Here is a 16,858-nt window from a genome sequence, read left to right as displayed (position 1 = left end):
AATCGTGCCCACGTTGACGTGCGGCTTGGTCCGCTCGAACTTACCTTTTGCCATTGCTTTCTCCTGATCAAAGAGCAGTGCCAGTGCTCATGTTTAAGGTCTCGCGGCGATGCGTGATGCCGCCTGCCACTGGCAGCAGACGGTGCACCTACCGAAGACCGGCTTGAATTCTTTGCCCACGGCTTCAAGCCGTGGGCGCAAACGTGACGAGTGCGCCACAAGACGCACCCGCTCACCGTCCCGCTTTACTTACCGCGGGCGGTGATGATGGCGTCGGCCACGTTCTTCGGAGCTTCAGCGTAGTGCTTGAACTCCATGGTGTACGTGGCACGGCCCTGCGACATCGAGCGCAGCGTGGTCGAGTAGCCGAACATCTCGGACAGAGGAACTTCCGCCTTGATGATCTTGCCGCCGCCGACCATGTCATCCATGCCCTGCACCATGCCACGACGCGACGACAGGTCGCCCATCACGGAGCCGGCGTAGTCCTCGGGCGTTTCCACTTCGACGGCCATCATCGGCTCCAGGATCACCGGGCTGGCGCGTCGGCAGGCTTCCTTGAAGCCCATGGACGCGGCCATCTTGAACGCGTTTTCGTTCGAGTCCACTTCGTGGTAGGAGCCGAAGGTCAGCGTGACCTTCACGTCCACCACGGGGTAGCCGGCCAGCACGCCGTTGGGCAGCGTGTCCTCGATGCCCTTGGCCACCGCCGGGATGAACTCGCGCGGCACCACACCGCCCTTGATGGCATCGACGAACTCGTAGCCCTTGCCCGGCTCCTGCGGCTCGACCTTCAGCACGACGTGGCCGTACTGACCCTTGCCGCCGGACTGACGCACGAACTTGCCTTCGACGTCCACTGCGGTCTTGCGGATGGTCTCGCGGTAGGCCACTTGCGGCTTGCCGACGTTGGCCTCCACACCGAACTCGCGCTTCATGCGGTCGACGATGATTTCCAGGTGCAGTTCGCCCATGCCGGAGATGATGGTCTGGCCCGACTCTTCGTCCGTCTTGACGCGGAACGAGGGGTCTTCGGCAGCCAGGCGGCTCAGGGCGATGCCCATCTTCTCCTGGTCAGCCTTGGTCTTGGGCTCCACGGCCTGCGCGATCACGGGCTCGGGGAAGACCATCTTTTCCAGCGTGACGATGGCTTCAGGGTCGCACAGGGTTTCGCCCGTGGTGACTTCCTTCAGACCCACGCAGGCGGCGATGTCGCCGGCCAGAATCTCCTTGATCTCTTCACGCTGGTTGGCGTGCATCTGCAGGATTCGGCCGATGCGCTCCTTCTTGCCCTTGATCGGGTTGTAGACGGTGTCGCCGGACTTCAGCACGCCGGAGTACACGCGCACGAAGGTCAACTGGCCGACGTAGGGGTCGGTCATCAGCTTGAATGCCAGCGCGGCGAACTTCTCGCTGTCGTCAGCCCTGCGGGTGACTTCCTTGTCGTCCTCGTCCGTACCGGCCACAGGCGGAATGTCCACCGGCGAGGGCAGGAAGTCGATGACGGCGTCCAGCATGCGCTGCACGCCCTTGTTCTTGAACGCGGTGCCGCACAGCATGGGCTGGATTTCGGTCGCGATGGTGCGCGAGCGCAGGCCCAGCTTGATCTCTTCCTCGGTCAGCTCGCCCGTCTCGAGGTACTTGTTCATCAGTTCCTCGGACGACTCGGCGGCCGCCTCGATCATGTTCTCGCGCCACTTCTGGCAGTCGGCCTCGAGATCGGCGGGGATGTCGACGTAGTCGAACTTCATGCCCTGCGAAGCCTCATCCCAAATGATGGCCTTCATCTTGAGCAGGTCCACCACGCCCTTGAAGTTTTCTTCGGCGCCGATGGGCACGACGATGGGCACGGGGTTGGCCTTCAGGCGCGTCTTCATCTGGTCATAGACCTTGAAGAAGTTGGCGCCGGTGCGGTCCATCTTGTTCACGAAGGCAAGACGGGGCACCTTGTACTTGTTGGCCTGGCGCCAGACGGTCTCGGACTGCGGCTGCACGCCACCCACGGCGCAGTACACCATGCAGGCGCCGTCGAGCACGCGCATGGAACGCTCCACCTCGATGGTGAAGTCCACGTGGCCCGGGGTGTCGATGATGTTGAAGCGGTGCTCCGGGTAGGACAGGTCCATGCCCTTCCAGAAGCAGGTGGTCGCAGCGGAGGTGATCGTGATGCCCCGCTCCTGCTCCTGCTCCATCCAGTCCATGGTGGCAGCGCCATCGTGGACTTCACCGATCTTGTGGTTCACGCCCGTGTAGAACAGGATCCGCTCGGTCGTGGTCGTCTTGCCGGCATCGATGTGCGCCGAGATACCGATGTTGCGGTAGCGCTCGATGGGGGTCTTGCGGGACATGGTGTCACTCCAAATACAGGGGCCGCCCACGGGTTGGTACTAACCCTAGGGCGGCCGGAACAGACGAGTTTAGAAGCGGAAGTGCGAGAAGGCCTTGTTGGCTTCGGCCATGCGGTGCACTTCATCACGCTTCTTCATGGCGCCGCCACGGCCTTCGCTAGCTTCCAGCAGTTCGTTTGCCAGACGTGCGGCCATGGACTTCTCGCCACGCTTGCGCGCGGAATCCTTGAGCCAACGCATGGCCAGCGCGACGCGGCGCACGGGGCGAACTTCCACGGGAACTTGGTAGTTCGCACCGCCGACGCGGCGGGACTTGACCTCGACCATCGGCTTGACGTTGTTCAGCGCGACCATGAAGACCTCCAGCGGGTCCTTGCCGGCCTTCTTCTCGACCTGTTCCAGAGCGCCGTAAATGATGCGCTCGGCCACGGCCTTCTTGCCGGACTCCATGACGACGTTCATGAACTTGGACAGGTCCACCGAACCGAACTTCGGATCCGGCAGGATTTCGCGCTTGGGTACTTCGCGACGACGTGGCATTTCTATTCCTTTGACTTCAGCTGGCAGGCGCTGTGTTGACTGCTTGCTGCCTGCCGCGGAGACCGATGCATCGGCACTCCACTTACTCGGCCGCCCGGTCCAGTCAGGACCTCAGGACAACCGCGACACGCCCGGCAACGGTCGGCTTGACCGCCATCCCGGCAATGGACGACCCGTGATTACTTCTTGGGCCGCTTCGCGCCGTACTTGGAGCGCGACTGCTTGCGGTCCTTGACGCCTTGCAGGTCCAGCGAGCCGCGCACGATGTGGTAGCGCACGCCCGGCAAGTCCTTCACACGGCCGCCGCGCACGAGCACCACCGAGTGCTCTTGCAGGTTGTGGCCTTCGCCGCCGATGTAGGAGATGACCTCGAAGCCGTTGGTCAGGCGCACCTTGGCGACCTTACGCAGAGCCGAGTTCGGCTTCTTCGGGGTCGTGGTGTACACGCGGGTGCAAACGCCGCGGCGCTGGGGGCCGCCTTGCATGGCAGGCGACTTGGACTTCGTGGCCTCGGTCTCACGACCGAAGCGCACGAGTTGGTTGATGGTTGGCATAGGACTTGTTCCCGTTTGAAGTCACACCTGCGCCACTGCCCGCCGCGACAAGCCTTGAGCGGCTGCCGCAGCAGGCAGTGGCGTCTTGTTTCTTCCGGAAGAGGCCGAGCACTCCAAGTTCTGGAGACAGGCCCGAGGCCGCAAGGCACTTGCGGTGAGCCGCCCGACAAAGAGCGCAGCAGGATCTGCCGAAAAGCCGGCGATTATAGTCCGGCCCCTCGAATGGGCGCAAGTTGTCCACAAGCCCCGGCCTTGCACGAGGCCAAGGCTGTGTCAAGCAGGGCCAATCCTCGCCCGTCCAATCACCGCCCATCCCTGTTTTCTCTGCAGCATGTCCGACACCAATTCTTCTTGCGCCGCCGGCGCGCCTTCACCGTCTGCTGCACCGGGCCCGTATCCGTCCGTGGTGCTGGACAGCAACGCCGTGCTGGACTGGCTGCTGTTCGGTGACGCTTCCATGCGCCCATTGGGCGAGGCCATCGCTGCCGGCCATTGCCGGTGGATAGTCTCCGGCGCGCTGCGCGGCGAGCTCGAGCATGTGCTTGCCCGTGGCCTGCGCAGCCGCCCGCAGGTGGACACGCAGCCGCTCTGGTTGACGTGGGACGCGCTGGCCCGCCCGGTGGAGCAGCCCGCCGATACGCCCTCGCCCCCTGGCCTGCGCTGCACCGACAGCGACGACCAGAAATTCCTGGCGTTGGCTCTGGCCCATGGCGCACGCTGGTTGGTGAGCCGCGACCGCGCCGTGCTGAAGCTGCGCAAGCGCGCTCGCGAACGCGGGCTGCTCATCGTCACGCCTACACAGTGGATGCCGGACGACGCCCCGGTGGTTTGACCCCTTTTTCATACGCCGCGCGGGCAATAAAAAAGGCGGCCTAAGCCGCCTTTCGTGATGCTGCCCGCCCGGCGGGCAGCAGTCTGGGTGACGCGAATCAGCCCTGGCCTTCGCTGGACGGCGCGGCGGGGGTTTCGTCCTCCTCCACGTTGGCCAGTTGCATGGCGGCCATTTCCTGGGCCTCCTGCATGGCGATGGCGCGGCGCTCGTTCTCGTCCAGGTCTTCCTTGGCCTTGCGGGCCTGGTGGAAAGCCATGCCGGTGCCGGCAGGGATCAGGCGGCCGACGATGACGTTCTCCTTGAGACCGCGCAGCTCGTCGCGCTTGCCCATGATGGCCGCCTCGGTCAGCACGCGCGTCGTCTCCTGGAAGGAGGCGGCGGAGATGAACGAGTCGGTGGACAGCGAGGCCTTGGTGATGCCCAGCAGCACGTCGGAATAGGTCGCGATGACCTTGCCCTCGCCACGCAGCCTGTCGTTGGTGTCCAGCAGCTCCGAGCGCTCGACCTGCTCGCCGGCGATGTAGGTGCTTTCGCCCGGGTTGACGATCTGCACGCGGCGCAGCATCTGGCGAACGATCACCTCGATGTGCTTGTCGTTGATCTTCACGCCCTGCAGACGGTAGACGTCCTGCACCTCGTCGACGATGTAGCGCGCCAGTTCCTCGACACCCAGCAGGCGCAGGATGTCCTGCGGATCGGCCGGACCGTCGACGATGGACTCGCCCTTGTTCACCACCTGGCCTTCGTGCACGAGGATGTTCTTGTCCTTGGGGACCAGTTCCTCGTAGACCTTGCCGTCCGGGTCGGTGATCTGCAGGCGCACCTTGCCCTTGGTCTCCTTGCCGAAGGACACCGTGCCGGTGATCTCGGCCAGGATGCCCTTGTCCTTGGGCGAGCGGGCTTCGAAGAGCTCGGCCACACGCGGCAGACCGCCGGTAATGTCGCGGGTCTTCTGGCCTTCCACCGGGATACGCGCCAGCACTTCGCCGGGAGCGAGGTCCTGGCCGTCGCGCACCTGGATCAGAGCGCCAACCTGGAAGCCGATGGTCACCGAGTGGTCGGTGCCGGGGATCTTGACTTCCTGGCCCGCGGCGTCGAGCAGCTTGACCTGCGGGCGCACCACCTTGGCGGCACCGCGGCGCTTCGGGTCGATCACCACCAGCGTGGACAGGCCCGTGACCTCGTCCACCTGCTTGGCGACCGTCACGCCCTCCTCGACGTTCTCGAAACGCGCCTTGCCGGCGAATTCCGTGATGATGGGTCGGGTCAGCGGGTCCCAGTTGGCCAGCACGGTGCCGGCCTTGATGGCCTGGTCCGCCTTGACGTTCAGCGTCGCGCCGTAAGGCACCTTGTGGCGCTCGCGCTCGCGGCCGTGCTGGTCGGAGATGACGATTTCGCCGGAACGCGAAATCACCACCAGCTCGCCCTTGCCATTGGTCACGTAGCGCATGGTCGGGTTGAAGCCGATGAGGCCGTCCGACTTGGCTTCCACGCTGGAGGCCACCGCGGCGCGCGATGCCGCGCCACCGATGTGGAAGGTACGCATGGTCAGCTGCGTGCCGGGCTCGCCGATGGACTGCGCGGCGATCACGCCCACGGCCTCACCGGTGTTGACCAGGCCGCCACGGCCCAGGTCGCGGCCGTAACACTTGGCGCACAGGCCGAAGCGCGTGCCGCAGGTCAGCGGCGTGCGCACCTTCACCTCGTCGGCACCGGCGGCTTCGATGGCGTCCATCGTGTCCTCGTCCAGCATGGTGCCGGCCGGAACGATGATTTCCTGCGTCTCGGGGTGCAGCACCTCGATGGCGGTGACGCGGCCCAGGATGCGGTCGCGCAGCGATTCGATGACTTCACCGCCTTCGACCAGCGCGCGCATGGCGATGCCGTTCTCGGTGGTGCAATCCTCTTCGGTGACCACCAGGTCCTGCGTCACGTCCACCAGGCGGCGCGTCAGGTAGCCGGAGTTGGCGGTCTTGAGCGCCGTGTCCGCCAGGCCCTTACGTGCACCGTGGGTGGAGATGAAGTACTGCAGAACGTTGAGGCCTTCGCGGAAGTTCGCGGTAATGGGCGTCTCAATGATCGAGCCGTCCGGCTTGGCCATCAGGCCGCGCATGCCCGCGAGCTGTCGGATCTGGGCGGCGGAACCCCGCGCGCCGGAGTCGGCCATCATGTAGATGGAGTTGAACGACTCCTGGTCCACCTCGTTGCCGTGGCGGTCCTTGACCTTCTGCTTGGCCAGCTGGCTCATCATGACCTTGCCGACTTCGTCGCCGGTCTTGCCCCAGATGTCCACGACCTTGTTGTAGCGCTCGCCGGCGGTCACGAGACCCGAGACGTACTGCTGCTCGATCTCCTTGACTTCCCTCTCCGCGCGCTCGATCAGGCCATGCTTTTCCCGCGGGACCAGCATGTCGTCGATGGCGATGGAGATGCCCGCGCGCGTGGCCAGGCGGAAGCCCGACTGCAGCAGCTTGTCGGCGAAGACCACCGTGTCCTTGAGGCCGCACTTGCGGAAGGACACGTTGATCAAGCGCGAGATTTCCTTCTTCTTCAGCGCCTTGTTCATGACGCTGAAAGGCAGACCCTTGGGCAGGATTTCCGACAGCAGCGCGCGGCCCACGGTCGTGTCCACGAGCTTGGTCTCGCAGGAGAGCTCGCCCGTGTCCTTGTCCTTGGTCCACTCGGTCAGGCGAACGCTGATCTTGGCGGTGACTTCCACCACGCCGTTGTCCAGCGCGCGCTGCACTTCAGGCACGTCGGAGAAGATCAGGCCTTCGCCGCGGGCGTTGGTGCGCTCGCGGGTGGCGTAGTACAGGCCCAGCACCACGTCTTGCGACGGGACGATGGAGGGCTCGCCGTTGGCCGGGAACAGCACGTTGTTGGAGGCCAGCATCAGGGTGCGGGCTTCCATCTGCGCTTCGATGGACAGCGGTACGTGCACGGCCATCTGGTCGCCGTCGAAGTCGGCGTTGAACGCCGCGCACACCAGCGGGTGCAGCTGGATGGCCTTGCCTTCAATCAGCACCGGCTCGAAGGCCTGGATGCCCAGGCGGTGCAGCGTGGGAGCGCGGTTGAGCATCACCGGATGCTCTTTGATCACCTCTTCGAGGATGTCCCACACCACCGGCGTGCCGGATTCGACTTCCTTCTTCGCTGCCTTGATGGTGGTGGCGATGCCCATCGCCTCCAGGCGCGAGAAGATGAACGGCTTGAACAGCTCCAGCGCCATCAGCTTGGGCAGGCCGCACTGGTGCAGCTTGAGCGTCGGGCCCACGGTGATGACCGAACGGCCGGAGTAGTCGACGCGCTTGCCCAGCAGGTTCTGGCGGAAGCGGCCGCTCTTGCCCTTGATCATGTCGGCCAGCGACTTCAGGGCGCGCTTGTTGGCGCCCGTCATCGCCTTGCCGCGGCGGCCGTTGTCCAGCAGCGAGTCCACCGCCTCCTGCAGCATGCGCTTCTCGTTGCGCACGATGATCTCGGGCGCCTTGAGCTCCAGCAGGCGTGCCAGGCGGTTGTTGCGGTTGATGACGCGACGGTAGAGGTCGTTGAGGTCGGAGGTCGCGAAGCGGCCGCCGTCCAGCGGCACCAGCGGACGCAGGTCCGGCGGCAGCACGGGCAGCACGTCCAGCACCATCCAGTTGGGCTTGATGCCCGACTTCTTGAAGGCCTCCATGACCTTCAGGCGCTTGGAGTTCTTCTTGACCTTGAGTTCGGAGCCGGTCATGTCGCCACGCAGCTTCTCGATCTCGACGTCGAGGTCCATCTCCTCGAGCAGCTGCTTGATGCCTTCGGCGCCCATGAGCGCGATGAACTCGTCACCGTGCTTGTCGCGCTCGACCTCGTACTGGTCCTCCGACAGGATGGAGAACTTCTTCAGCGGGGTCATGCCCGGGTCCACGACCACATAGGCTTCGAAGTACAGAACGCGCTCGATGTCGCGCAGCGTCATGTCCAGCACCAGGCCCAGACGCGACGGCAGCGACTTCAGGAACCAGATGTGGGCGCAGGGCGCGGCCAGGTCGATGTGACCCATGCGGTCGCGGCGCACCTTGGTCTGCGTGACCTCGACGCCGCACTTCTCGCAGATGACGCCGCGGTGCTTCAGGCGCTTGTACTTGCCGCACAAGCACTCGTAGTCCTTGATCGGGCCAAAGATCTTGGCGCAGAACAGGCCGTCACGCTCCGGCTTGAAGGTGCGGTAGTTGATGGTCTCGGGCTTCTTCACCTCGCCGAACGACCATGAACGGATCTTCTCGGGCGACGCCAGCCCGATCTTGATCGCATCAAAGTGTTCATCCGGGGTGAACTGCTTGAAAAGGTCTAAAAGTCCCTTCATGCCTAACTCCTTGTCCGTTCCTTAGTTGCGCTCGAGCTCGATATCGATGCCGAGCGAACGGATTTCCTTGACCAGCACGTTGAACGACTCGGGCATGCCCGCTTCGATGGAGTGCTCGCCCTTGACGATGTTCTCGTAGACCTTGGTGCGGCCGTTCACGTCATCGGACTTCACGGTCAGCATCTCCTGCAGCACGTAGCTCGCGCCGTAGGCTTCCAGCGCCCACACTTCCATCTCACCGAAGCGCTGGCCGCCGAACTGGGCCTTGCCGCCCAGCGGTTGCTGCGTCACCAGCGAGTACGGGCCGGTGGAGCGCGCGTGCATCTTGTCGTCCACCAGGTGGTGCAGTTTCAGCACGTGCATGTAGCCCACGGTCACCGGGCGCTCGAACTGCTCGCCGGTACGGCCATCGCACAGGTAGGCCTGCGTGCGGGTGGCCGTGAGGCCCTTGCGCTCAGCGATGTCGTCCGGATAGGCCAGGCGCAGCATGCCGCGGATCTCTTCTTCCTTGGCACCGTCGAACACCGGCGTGGCGAACGGGACACCCTTGGAGAGGTTTTGGGCCATCTCCACGATCTCGTCGTCGCTCAGGTGGTCGAGCTTCTCGGTCTTGCCGCCGGACTGGTTGTAGAGCTCGTCCAGGAGCTGGCGCAGCTCAGCCACCTTGGCCTGCTGTTGCAGCATGTCGCCGATGCGCTGGCCCAGGCCCTTGCCGGCCCAGCCCAGGTGCACTTCCAGCACCTGGCCCACGTTCATGCGCGAAGGCACGCCCAGCGGATTGAGCACGATGTCGGCAGGCGTGCCGTCGGCCATGTAGGGCATGTCCTCGATCGGAACGATCTTGGACACCACGCCCTTGTTGCCGTGACGGCCGGCCATCTTGTCGCCAGGCTGCAGGCGGCGCTTGACGGCCAGGTACACCTTGACCATCTTGAGCACGCCCGCGGGCAACTCGTCGCCCTGCGTGAGCTTCTTGCGCTTTTCTTCGAACGCGAGGTCGAAGCTGTGGCGCGTCTGCTCCAGCGAGTTCTTGATGGACTCGAGCTGGTTGGCGATCTCTTCCTCGGCCGGACGGATGTCGAACCAGTGGTACTTCTCCACGCCGGAGAGGTACTCCTTGCTCAGCACGGTGCCCTTGGCGATCTTCTGCGGGCCGCCATTGGCCACGCGGCCCACCAGCAGCTTCTCGATGCGGTCGAAGGCGTCGGCCTCGACGATGCGCAGCTGGTCGTTGAGGTCTAGGCGGAAGCGCTTGAGCTCGTCGTCGATGATCTGCTGGGCGCGCTTGTCGCGCTGGATGCCCTCGCGGGTGAACACCTGCACGTCGATGACGGTGCCGCTGGTGCCCTGGTCCACGCGCAGCGACGTGTCCTTCACGTCCGAAGCCTTCTCGCCGAAGATGGCGCGCAGCAGCTTCTCTTCCGGCGTCAGCGTGGTCTCGCCCTTGGGCGTGACCTTGCCCACCAGCACGTCGCCCGGGCCGACTTCGGCGCCGATGTAGACGATGCCCGACTCGTCCAGGCGAGCCAGCTGCTGCTCGGACAGGTTGGGAATGTCGCGCGTGATTTCCTCGGAGCCCAGCTTGGTGTCGCGGGCCATCACCACCAGCTCCTCGATGTGGATCGAGGTGTAGCGGTCCTCGGCGACCACACGCTCCGAGATCAGGATCGAGTCCTCGAAGTTGTAGCCGTTCCAGGGCATGAACGCGACCAGCATGTTCTGGCCCAGCGCGAGTTCGCCGATGTCGGTGGAGGCACCGTCAGCGATGATGTCCTCGGCCGAGACCTTGTCGCCACGCTTGACGATGGGACGCTGGTGAATGTTCGTGTTCTGGTTGGAACGCTGATACTTGATGAGGTTGTAGATGTCCACACCGACTTCACCGGCCACCGTTTCGTCGTCGTTGACGCGAATCACGATGCGGTTGGAATCGATGTAGTCCACCACGCCGCCACGGCGGGCAGCCACCACGGTGCCGGAGTCCTTGGCCGCCACGCGCTCGACGCCCGTGCCGACGAAGGCCTTTTCCGGGCGCAGCGTGGGCACGGCCTGGCGTTGCATGTTGGCGCCCATCAGTGCGCGGTTCGCGTCGTCGTGCTCCAGGAAGGGCACGAGCGAGGCCGCCACGGACACGATCTGCGCCGGCGCCACGTCCATGTACTGCACGCGCTCAGGCGACAGCAGCACGGATTCGCCCTTCTCGCGGGCCGACACCAGCTCGTCCACCAGCGCGCCGTTCTCGTCCAGGGTCGCATTGGCCTGGGCGATGACGTACTTGCCTTCCTGGATGGCGGACAGGTAGTCGATCTGGTCGGTGACGTGGCCGTTTTCCACGCGACGGTACGGCGTCTCCAGGAAGCCGTACTCGTTGAGCTGCGCGTACAGGGCCAGCGAGTTGATCAGGCCGATGTTCGGACCTTCAGGCGTTTCGATCGGGCACACGCGGCCGTAGTGGGTCGGGTGCACGTCGCGCACCTCGAAGCCGGCACGCTCGCGGGTCAGACCACCCGGGCCCAGGGCGGAGACGCGGCGCTTGTGCGTGATCTCCGACAGGGGGTTGGTCTGGTCCATGAACTGCGACAGCTGCGACGCGCCGAAGAATTCCTTGAGCGCCGCGGAAATCGGCTTGGAGTTGATCAGGTCGTGCGGCATCAGGGCCTCGGTCTCGGCCTGGCCCAGACGCTCCTTCACAGCCTTCTCGATGCGCGCCAGGCCCGAGCGGTACTGGTTCTCGGCCAGCTCGCCCACGCAGCGCACGCGGCGGTTGCCCAGGTGGTCGATGTCGTCCACTTCGCCACGGCCGTTGCGCAGCTCGACGAGGATCTTGACCACGTCGAGGATGTCCTCGTTGGACAGCGTCATGTCGCCTTCGGCCACGTCGCGGCCCACGCGGGCGTTGAACTTCATGCGGCCCACGCGCGACAGGTCATAGGTGTCGCCGCTGTAGAACAGGCGGTTGAACAGGGCCTCGACCGCGTCTTCCGTCGGCGGCTCGCCGGGGCGCATCATGCGGTAGATGGCCACGCGGGCGGCGAGCTGGTCGGCCGTCTCGTCGGAAGCCAGCGTCTGACTGATGTAGGCGCCTTCGTCGAGCTCGTTGGTGTAGAGCGCCTGCAGGTCGCGGATGCCCGCGGCGCGCAGCTTCTTGAGCAGGCTCTCGGTGATCTCGTCGTTGGCCTTGGCCACGATCTCGCCGGTGTCCGGATCGACCATGTTGCGGGCGACGACGCGGCCCACCACGAAGTCCTCGGGCACGCTGATGAAGGTCGTGCCGCTTTGCTCCAGCGTGCGCACGTGGCGCGCGGTGATGCGCTTGTCCTTCTCGACGATGACGGTGCCGTTCTTGTCCGTGATGTCGAAGCGCGCGATTTCGCCCTTCAGACGGTCGGCCACGAACTCCAGCTGCGCGCCGGTGTCCATGAGGCGGAAGTTGTCGAAGTCGAAGAAGTTGGCCAGGATCTGCTCGGGGTTCAGGCCGATGGCCTTGAGCAGAATCGTCACCGGCATCTTGCGGCGACGGTCAACGCGGAAGTAGAGGATGTCCTTCGGGTCGAATTCGAAGTCCAGCCACGAGCCGCGGTAAGGAATGATGCGGGCGGAGAACAGCAGCTTGCCCGAGCTGTGCGTCTTGCCCTTGTCGTGTTCGAAGAACACGCCGGGCGAGCGGTGCAGCTGGCTGACGATGACGCGCTCGGTGCCGTTGATGATGAAGGAGCCGTAGTCCGTCATGAGCGGCACTTCGCCCATGTAGACCTCCTGCTCCTTGATCTCCTTGACCGTCTTGGCCTGCGGGCTCTCACGGTCGTAGATGATCATCTGCAGCCGCGCGCGCACGGCGGCGGCATAGGTCAGGCCACGCTGCTGACACTCGCGCGTGTCGAAAGCCGGCTTGGCGATGTTGTACTCAATGAACTTCATCTCCACGTACCCGTTGTGCGACACGATCGGGAAGGCGGAGAGGAAAGCGGCCTGCAAGCCCTCGGGCTTACGCTTTTGCGGCGGAACGTCCTTCTGCAGGAAGGCGACGTAGGACTCCCGCTGCATCGTCAGCAGGTAGGGGACGTTGAGAACACTCTCACGCTTGCCGAAGCTTTTGCGGATGCGCTTACGCTCGGTGTAGCTGTACGTGGGGGAAACTTGCGCCATATATGCTCCGTGTCGAGAACACGCGCCCCGGGCCCTGGTAGCGCGCACTCGTCGGCGACTGGCCTACTCGGACGTTGCGTCCGGAGCTTGGTGGCTGGCCACTACCAACCGCTGGCGGACAACCCCGGCGTTGCACCGGAGCCCGACCAAACCCGTTCCCTGCAGTCGGATCAGAGAACACTCGGAAAAAGCCGCATGCGGCCATTTCCGGCTGTTCTCGCCCTGAAATCAGAGCCCAAGACTGTAACGTCCTGAAGAGCAAAAGGCTGGCGGCCTTAAATTCAGCCGCCAGCCCCCAAGGGTCAAGTGAATTACTTGAGTTCGGCCTTGGCGCCGGCTTCCACCAGCTTCTTGACAGCGGCTTCGGCGTCGGCCTTGGCGATGGCTTCCTTGACGTTCTTCGGAGCGCCGTCCACCAGGTCCTTGGCTTCCTTCAGACCCAGGCCCGTCAGTTCGCGCACGGCCTTGATGACGGAAACCTTGTTGGCGCCGGCTTCCAGCAGCACGACGTTGAATTCGGTCTTCTCTTCGACCGGGGCGGCGGCGCCACCAGCGCCACCGGCGGCCGGAGCAGCCATGGAAGCGGCGGACACGCCGAACTTCTCTTCGATGGCCTTGACCAGGTCATTGAGTTCCATCACGGACATGCTGTCCAGGGCGGTCAGGAAGGCGTCTTTGTCGAATGCCATTTGGGATTCCTCGATTCAGTGATTCAGTGAAAACGTTTGGGCTCAGGCCGCGGCGGCCTCGGCCTCGGCGGCGGGGGCTTCGGCGCCACCACCACGCTTCTCGGCCAGAGCGGCCAGCACGGCAGCAGTACGCTGGATCGGCGCCTTCAGCAGGCCAGCCAACTGCGACAGCAGGACTTCCTTGCTGGGGATGGACGCCAGAGCCTTGACGCCCTCAGCGTCCAGAGCCTTGCCGGCGTACGCACCGGCCTTGATGACCAGCTTGTCGTTGCCCTTGGCAAAGTCAGCGATGACTTTGGCCGCGGCGACAGCGTCTTCGGAAAAGCCGTAGATCAGCGGGCCGACCATGCTCTCCGACGCGACCTCGAACGGCGTGCCGGCAACGGCACGGCGGGCCAGCGTGTTCTTCAGCACGTGAAGGTACACGCCTTGCGCACGCGCGGTCACGCGCAGCTTGTTCAGGCTTTCGACGGTGAGGCCACGGTACTCGGCCAGCGCCAGGGTCTGCGATTTGGCGGCTTGCGCTGCCACGTCGCTGACGACGGCTGCCTTCTCGTTGCGATTGAGACTCAAGGTCTACTCCTCACAAAACGCCCGCGCCGGCAAACCTTGCGGCTCCTCCGGAAGCGGGCACCACGTTCAGCGACCTTGCTGCTCCAGGAACCCCTTGCGGGACAACTTTCACAGCGGGTGCGCCATCTGCGCTGGCTTCGGGACTGGCCCTCCATTACGGCGCCCCCTGCGGGACGCCACCAGCGGTCTTGGATGACCCGTGCCCGGACGAATCCCGGCACGGCCCACCAATTCTTTAAGCCCCGGCGCGCCAGACTCGCGCGCCGGGGCAGTGTTCACATCAAGCCTGGGCTTGAGCGGTGATGGAAGCGACTTCCACCCGCACGCCAACACCCATGGTCGAGGACACGGCGACCTTGCGCAGGTACACGCCCTTGCTCGACGCCGGCTTGGACTTGTTCAGGGCTTCCAGCAGCGCGGCCAGGTTGCCCACGAGCTTGTCGGAGTCGAACGAGCGACGGCCGATGGTGCCGTGGATGATGCCGTTCTTGTCCACGCGGAACTGCACCTGGCCCGCCTTGGCGTTGCGCACCGCGGTGGCGACATCGGGGGTGACGGTGCCGACCTTGGGGTTCGGCATCAGGCCGCGCGGGCCCAGGATCTGACCCAGCGTACCGACCACGCGCATCGTGTCGGGCGAAGCGATCACGACGTCGAAGTTCAGGTTGCCGGCCTTGACCTGCTCGGCCAGGTCTTCCATGCCGACGATGTCGGCGCCGGCGGCGCGGGCTTCTTCAGCCTTGGCGCCTTGGGCGAACACGGCCACGCGCTTGGTCTTGCCGGTGCCGTTGGGCATCACGACGGCGCCGCGCACCACTTGGTCCGACTTCTTCGCGTCCACGCCCAGTTGCACGGCCACGTCGATGGCTTCGTCAAACTTGGCGGTCGCGCATTCCTTCACCAGGGCCAGCGCGTCGTTGATCGGGTACAGCTTGAGGCTGTCAACCTTGCCCTGCTGGGCCTTGGCTTTTTTGGTCAGCTTGGCCATGTTCAGACTCCTTCAACCAGCACGCCCATGGAGCGGGCCGTACCGGCGATGATGCGGACGGCGCCGTCGAGGTCAGCGGCGTTGAGGTCCTTCATCTTGGCCTTGGCGATGTCTTCCAGCTGGGCGCGGGTCAGCTTGCCGACCTTCTCCAGGTGCGGACGGGCGGAACCCTTCTCCAGCTTGATGGCCTTCTTGATCAGCACGCCAGCGGGCGGGGACTTGATCTGGAAGGTGAAGGACTTGTCAGCGAAGGCGGTGATCACCACCGGCAGCACCAGGCCCGGCTCGTAGCTCTGCGTCTGGGCGTTGAACGCCTTGCAGAACTCCATGATGTTCAGGCCGCGCTGGCCCAGGGCGGGACCGATCGGGGGCGAGGGGTTCGCCTTGCCGGCCGGGACTTGAAGCTTGATCAAGCCGACGATTTTCTTGGCCATGTCTTTCTCCAGTGCAACCCGGGCGGCCAAGCCTGGGTTGTCGAGTCGAACGCGGCAGGGTTGGTTACCTGCCGCTCCTCATGCCGGCCTGACGTTGCCGGCTGCCACGGGCAAGCCCTGGGCTTGCCGACCTGGCGCGCATCAAGAACACGCGCCAAGCGCCTGCCGCACACCGCCGCCCGCCAGGGGCGCCGCCATGCGGCCGGACTTGTTAAACCTTCTCGACCTGCGAGAAGTCCAGTTCCACTGGGGTAGCACGGCCGAAAATCGTGACCGACACGCGCACCTTGGACTTCTCGTAGTTGACTTCCTCGACCGCGCCGTTGAAGTCGGTGAACGGGCCTTCCTTGACCCGCACCATCTCGCCCACCTGCCACTCGACCTTGGGCCGGGGCTTTTCGATGCCTTCCTGCATCTGGTTGACGATCTTCATCACCTCGGCCTCGGAGATGGGTGCCGGGCGGTTCTTGGCGCCGCCGACGAATCCCGTGACCTTGCTGGTGTGCTTGACGAGGTGCCAGGACTCATCGTCCATCAGCATCTCCACCAGCACGTAGCCGGGGAAGAAACGGCGCTCGGTGACGGCCTTTTTGCCGTTCTTGAGCTCCACCACCTCTTCGGTCGGCACCAGGATGCGACCGAACTTGCTTTGCATGCCCGCGCGATCGATGCGCTCGCGCAGATTGCGCTCCACGGCCTTCTCCATGCCGGAGTAGGCATGGACGACGTACCAGCGCATCGGGGACGGGGCGGGTGCAGCGCCGTCCTGACTTGCGACTTGTTCGCTCATTGCCAGCCTTCCTTTACTTCCAACCCAGGACCAGGTCGTACAAAACCCATTCCAGCGTCTTGTCAGTGAGCCACAGGAACAAGGCCATCACGAGGACGAAGGCAAAGACGTAGCCCGTCATTTGCATCGCTTCCTTGCGCGTAGGCCACACAACCTTCTTGACCTCGCGCACGGCATCGCGGCCAAAAGCGATCAGGCGCTTGCCGGCCTCGGCCGTGAAGAACGTGGCCACGGCCGCCGCCAGCAACACCAGCAGAGCGGCCACGCGCACCCACAGCGACTGCGCGCCCAGCAGGTAGAACGCGGCGACGCCGGCGACCACCAGGGCCAACGCACCTGCGAGCCGGGCCTTGTCCGCGCCGGAAGCAACGGTTTCGACTTGGGGGTTGGGAGTCATGGGATTCGTTTCGCCGGATGCCCGAAAGCACCCATCAGCAGCAAAGCCCGCCGGGCAACTGGTTCCCGTGCGGGCTGCTGTTTGGCCGCTCGTTCCGGCCCGACTTCAGATCAGGACCGGGTGGCAGGGGCAGAGGGAATCGAACCCCCAACCTTCGGTTTTGGAGACCGACGCTCTGCCAATTGAGCTATACCCCTGCGGCCTTTTCTTTGATTCAGCTAGTCGCCGAAA

At 64.6% G+C, this 16,858-nt stretch carries 12 protein-coding genes and 1 tRNA gene; 1 reads left to right on the top strand and 12 read right to left on the bottom strand.

The window, feature by feature from the left end; all coding sequences use genetic code 11:
- Window positions 1-245: 245 nt before the first annotated feature.
- The 3 genes from fusA to rpsL form a co-directional block, all read right to left on the bottom strand.
- Entirely contained in the window at window positions 246-2,348 is a 2,103-nt protein-coding gene (gene fusA / locus ALA01S_RS27020; RefSeq protein ID WP_066342381.1) for an elongation factor G, read from the bottom strand.
- A 69-nt stretch (window positions 2,349-2,417) separates the two neighbouring features.
- The gene (rpsG, locus tag ALA01S_RS27015) at window positions 2,418-2,888 is read right to left on the bottom strand and encodes a 30S ribosomal protein S7 (protein WP_066342380.1); all 471 of its coding nucleotides are present in this window, start codon (window positions 2,886-2,888) and stop codon (window positions 2,418-2,420) included.
- Window positions 2,889-3,067: 179 nt separating this feature from the next.
- Window positions 3,068-3,442 carry a 30S ribosomal protein S12 gene (gene rpsL / locus ALA01S_RS27010; protein WP_066342379.1) on the bottom strand — a complete coding sequence of 125 codons (375 nt, stop codon included), beginning with the start codon at window positions 3,440-3,442 and terminating at the stop codon, window positions 3,068-3,070.
- 331 nt (window positions 3,443-3,773) lie between these two features.
- Between rpsL and ALA01S_RS27005 the strand changes: the two genes are divergently transcribed.
- A complete protein-coding gene (locus tag ALA01S_RS27005; RefSeq protein ID WP_084267994.1) occupies window positions 3,774-4,274 on the top strand; it encodes a PIN domain-containing protein in 501 nt (166 codons plus the stop codon).
- Window positions 4,275-4,371: 97 nt separating this feature from the next.
- Here the strand turns inward: ALA01S_RS27005 and rpoC are convergent, their stop codons facing one another.
- From rpoC to ALA01S_RS26960, 9 genes are all read right to left on the bottom strand, one after another.
- A complete protein-coding gene (gene rpoC / locus ALA01S_RS27000; protein ID WP_066342377.1) occupies window positions 4,372-8,610 on the bottom strand; it encodes a DNA-directed RNA polymerase subunit beta' in 4,239 nt (1,412 codons plus the stop codon).
- Window positions 8,611-8,631: 21 nt separating this feature from the next.
- Entirely contained in the window at window positions 8,632-12,756 is a 4,125-nt protein-coding gene (rpoB, locus tag ALA01S_RS26995; protein ID WP_066342376.1) for a DNA-directed RNA polymerase subunit beta, read from the bottom strand.
- A 311-nt stretch (window positions 12,757-13,067) separates the two neighbouring features.
- Window positions 13,068-13,445 carry a 50S ribosomal protein L7/L12 gene (gene rplL / locus ALA01S_RS26990; RefSeq protein ID WP_066342375.1) on the bottom strand — a complete coding sequence of 126 codons (378 nt, stop codon included), beginning with the start codon at window positions 13,443-13,445 and terminating at the stop codon, window positions 13,068-13,070.
- 42 nt (window positions 13,446-13,487) lie between these two features.
- Window positions 13,488-14,018, bottom strand: coding sequence for a 50S ribosomal protein L10 (gene rplJ / locus ALA01S_RS26985; protein ID WP_066342374.1), 531 nt, complete (start codon window positions 14,016-14,018; stop codon window positions 13,488-13,490).
- 280 nt (window positions 14,019-14,298) lie between these two features.
- A complete protein-coding gene (rplA, locus tag ALA01S_RS26980) occupies window positions 14,299-15,006 on the bottom strand; it encodes a 50S ribosomal protein L1 (protein ID WP_066342373.1) in 708 nt (235 codons plus the stop codon).
- A gap of 2 nt (window positions 15,007-15,008) precedes the next feature.
- Window positions 15,009-15,440 (bottom strand): 50S ribosomal protein L11, encoded by a 432-nt coding sequence (gene rplK / locus ALA01S_RS26975; RefSeq protein WP_066342372.1) that lies wholly within the window; start codon window positions 15,438-15,440, stop codon window positions 15,009-15,011.
- Window positions 15,441-15,651: 211 nt separating this feature from the next.
- Complete coding sequence (nusG, locus tag ALA01S_RS26970; RefSeq protein WP_066342371.1) at window positions 15,652-16,230, bottom strand: transcription termination/antitermination protein NusG; 579 nt, start codon at window positions 16,228-16,230, stop codon at window positions 15,652-15,654.
- A gap of 13 nt (window positions 16,231-16,243) precedes the next feature.
- The gene (gene secE / locus ALA01S_RS26965) at window positions 16,244-16,627 is read right to left on the bottom strand and encodes a preprotein translocase subunit SecE (RefSeq protein WP_066342370.1); all 384 of its coding nucleotides are present in this window, start codon (window positions 16,625-16,627) and stop codon (window positions 16,244-16,246) included.
- 121 nt (window positions 16,628-16,748) lie between these two features.
- Window positions 16,749-16,824: transfer RNA gene (locus ALA01S_RS26960), tRNA-Trp, on the bottom strand.
- Window positions 16,825-16,858: the final 34 nt, after the last annotated feature.

The sequence above is a fragment of the Azohydromonas lata NBRC 102462 genome (assembly GCF_001571085.1).
Lineage (GTDB): Bacteria > Pseudomonadota > Gammaproteobacteria > Burkholderiales > Burkholderiaceae_C > Azohydromonas > Azohydromonas lata.
This window is presented reverse-complemented; position numbering and strand designations above follow the sequence as displayed.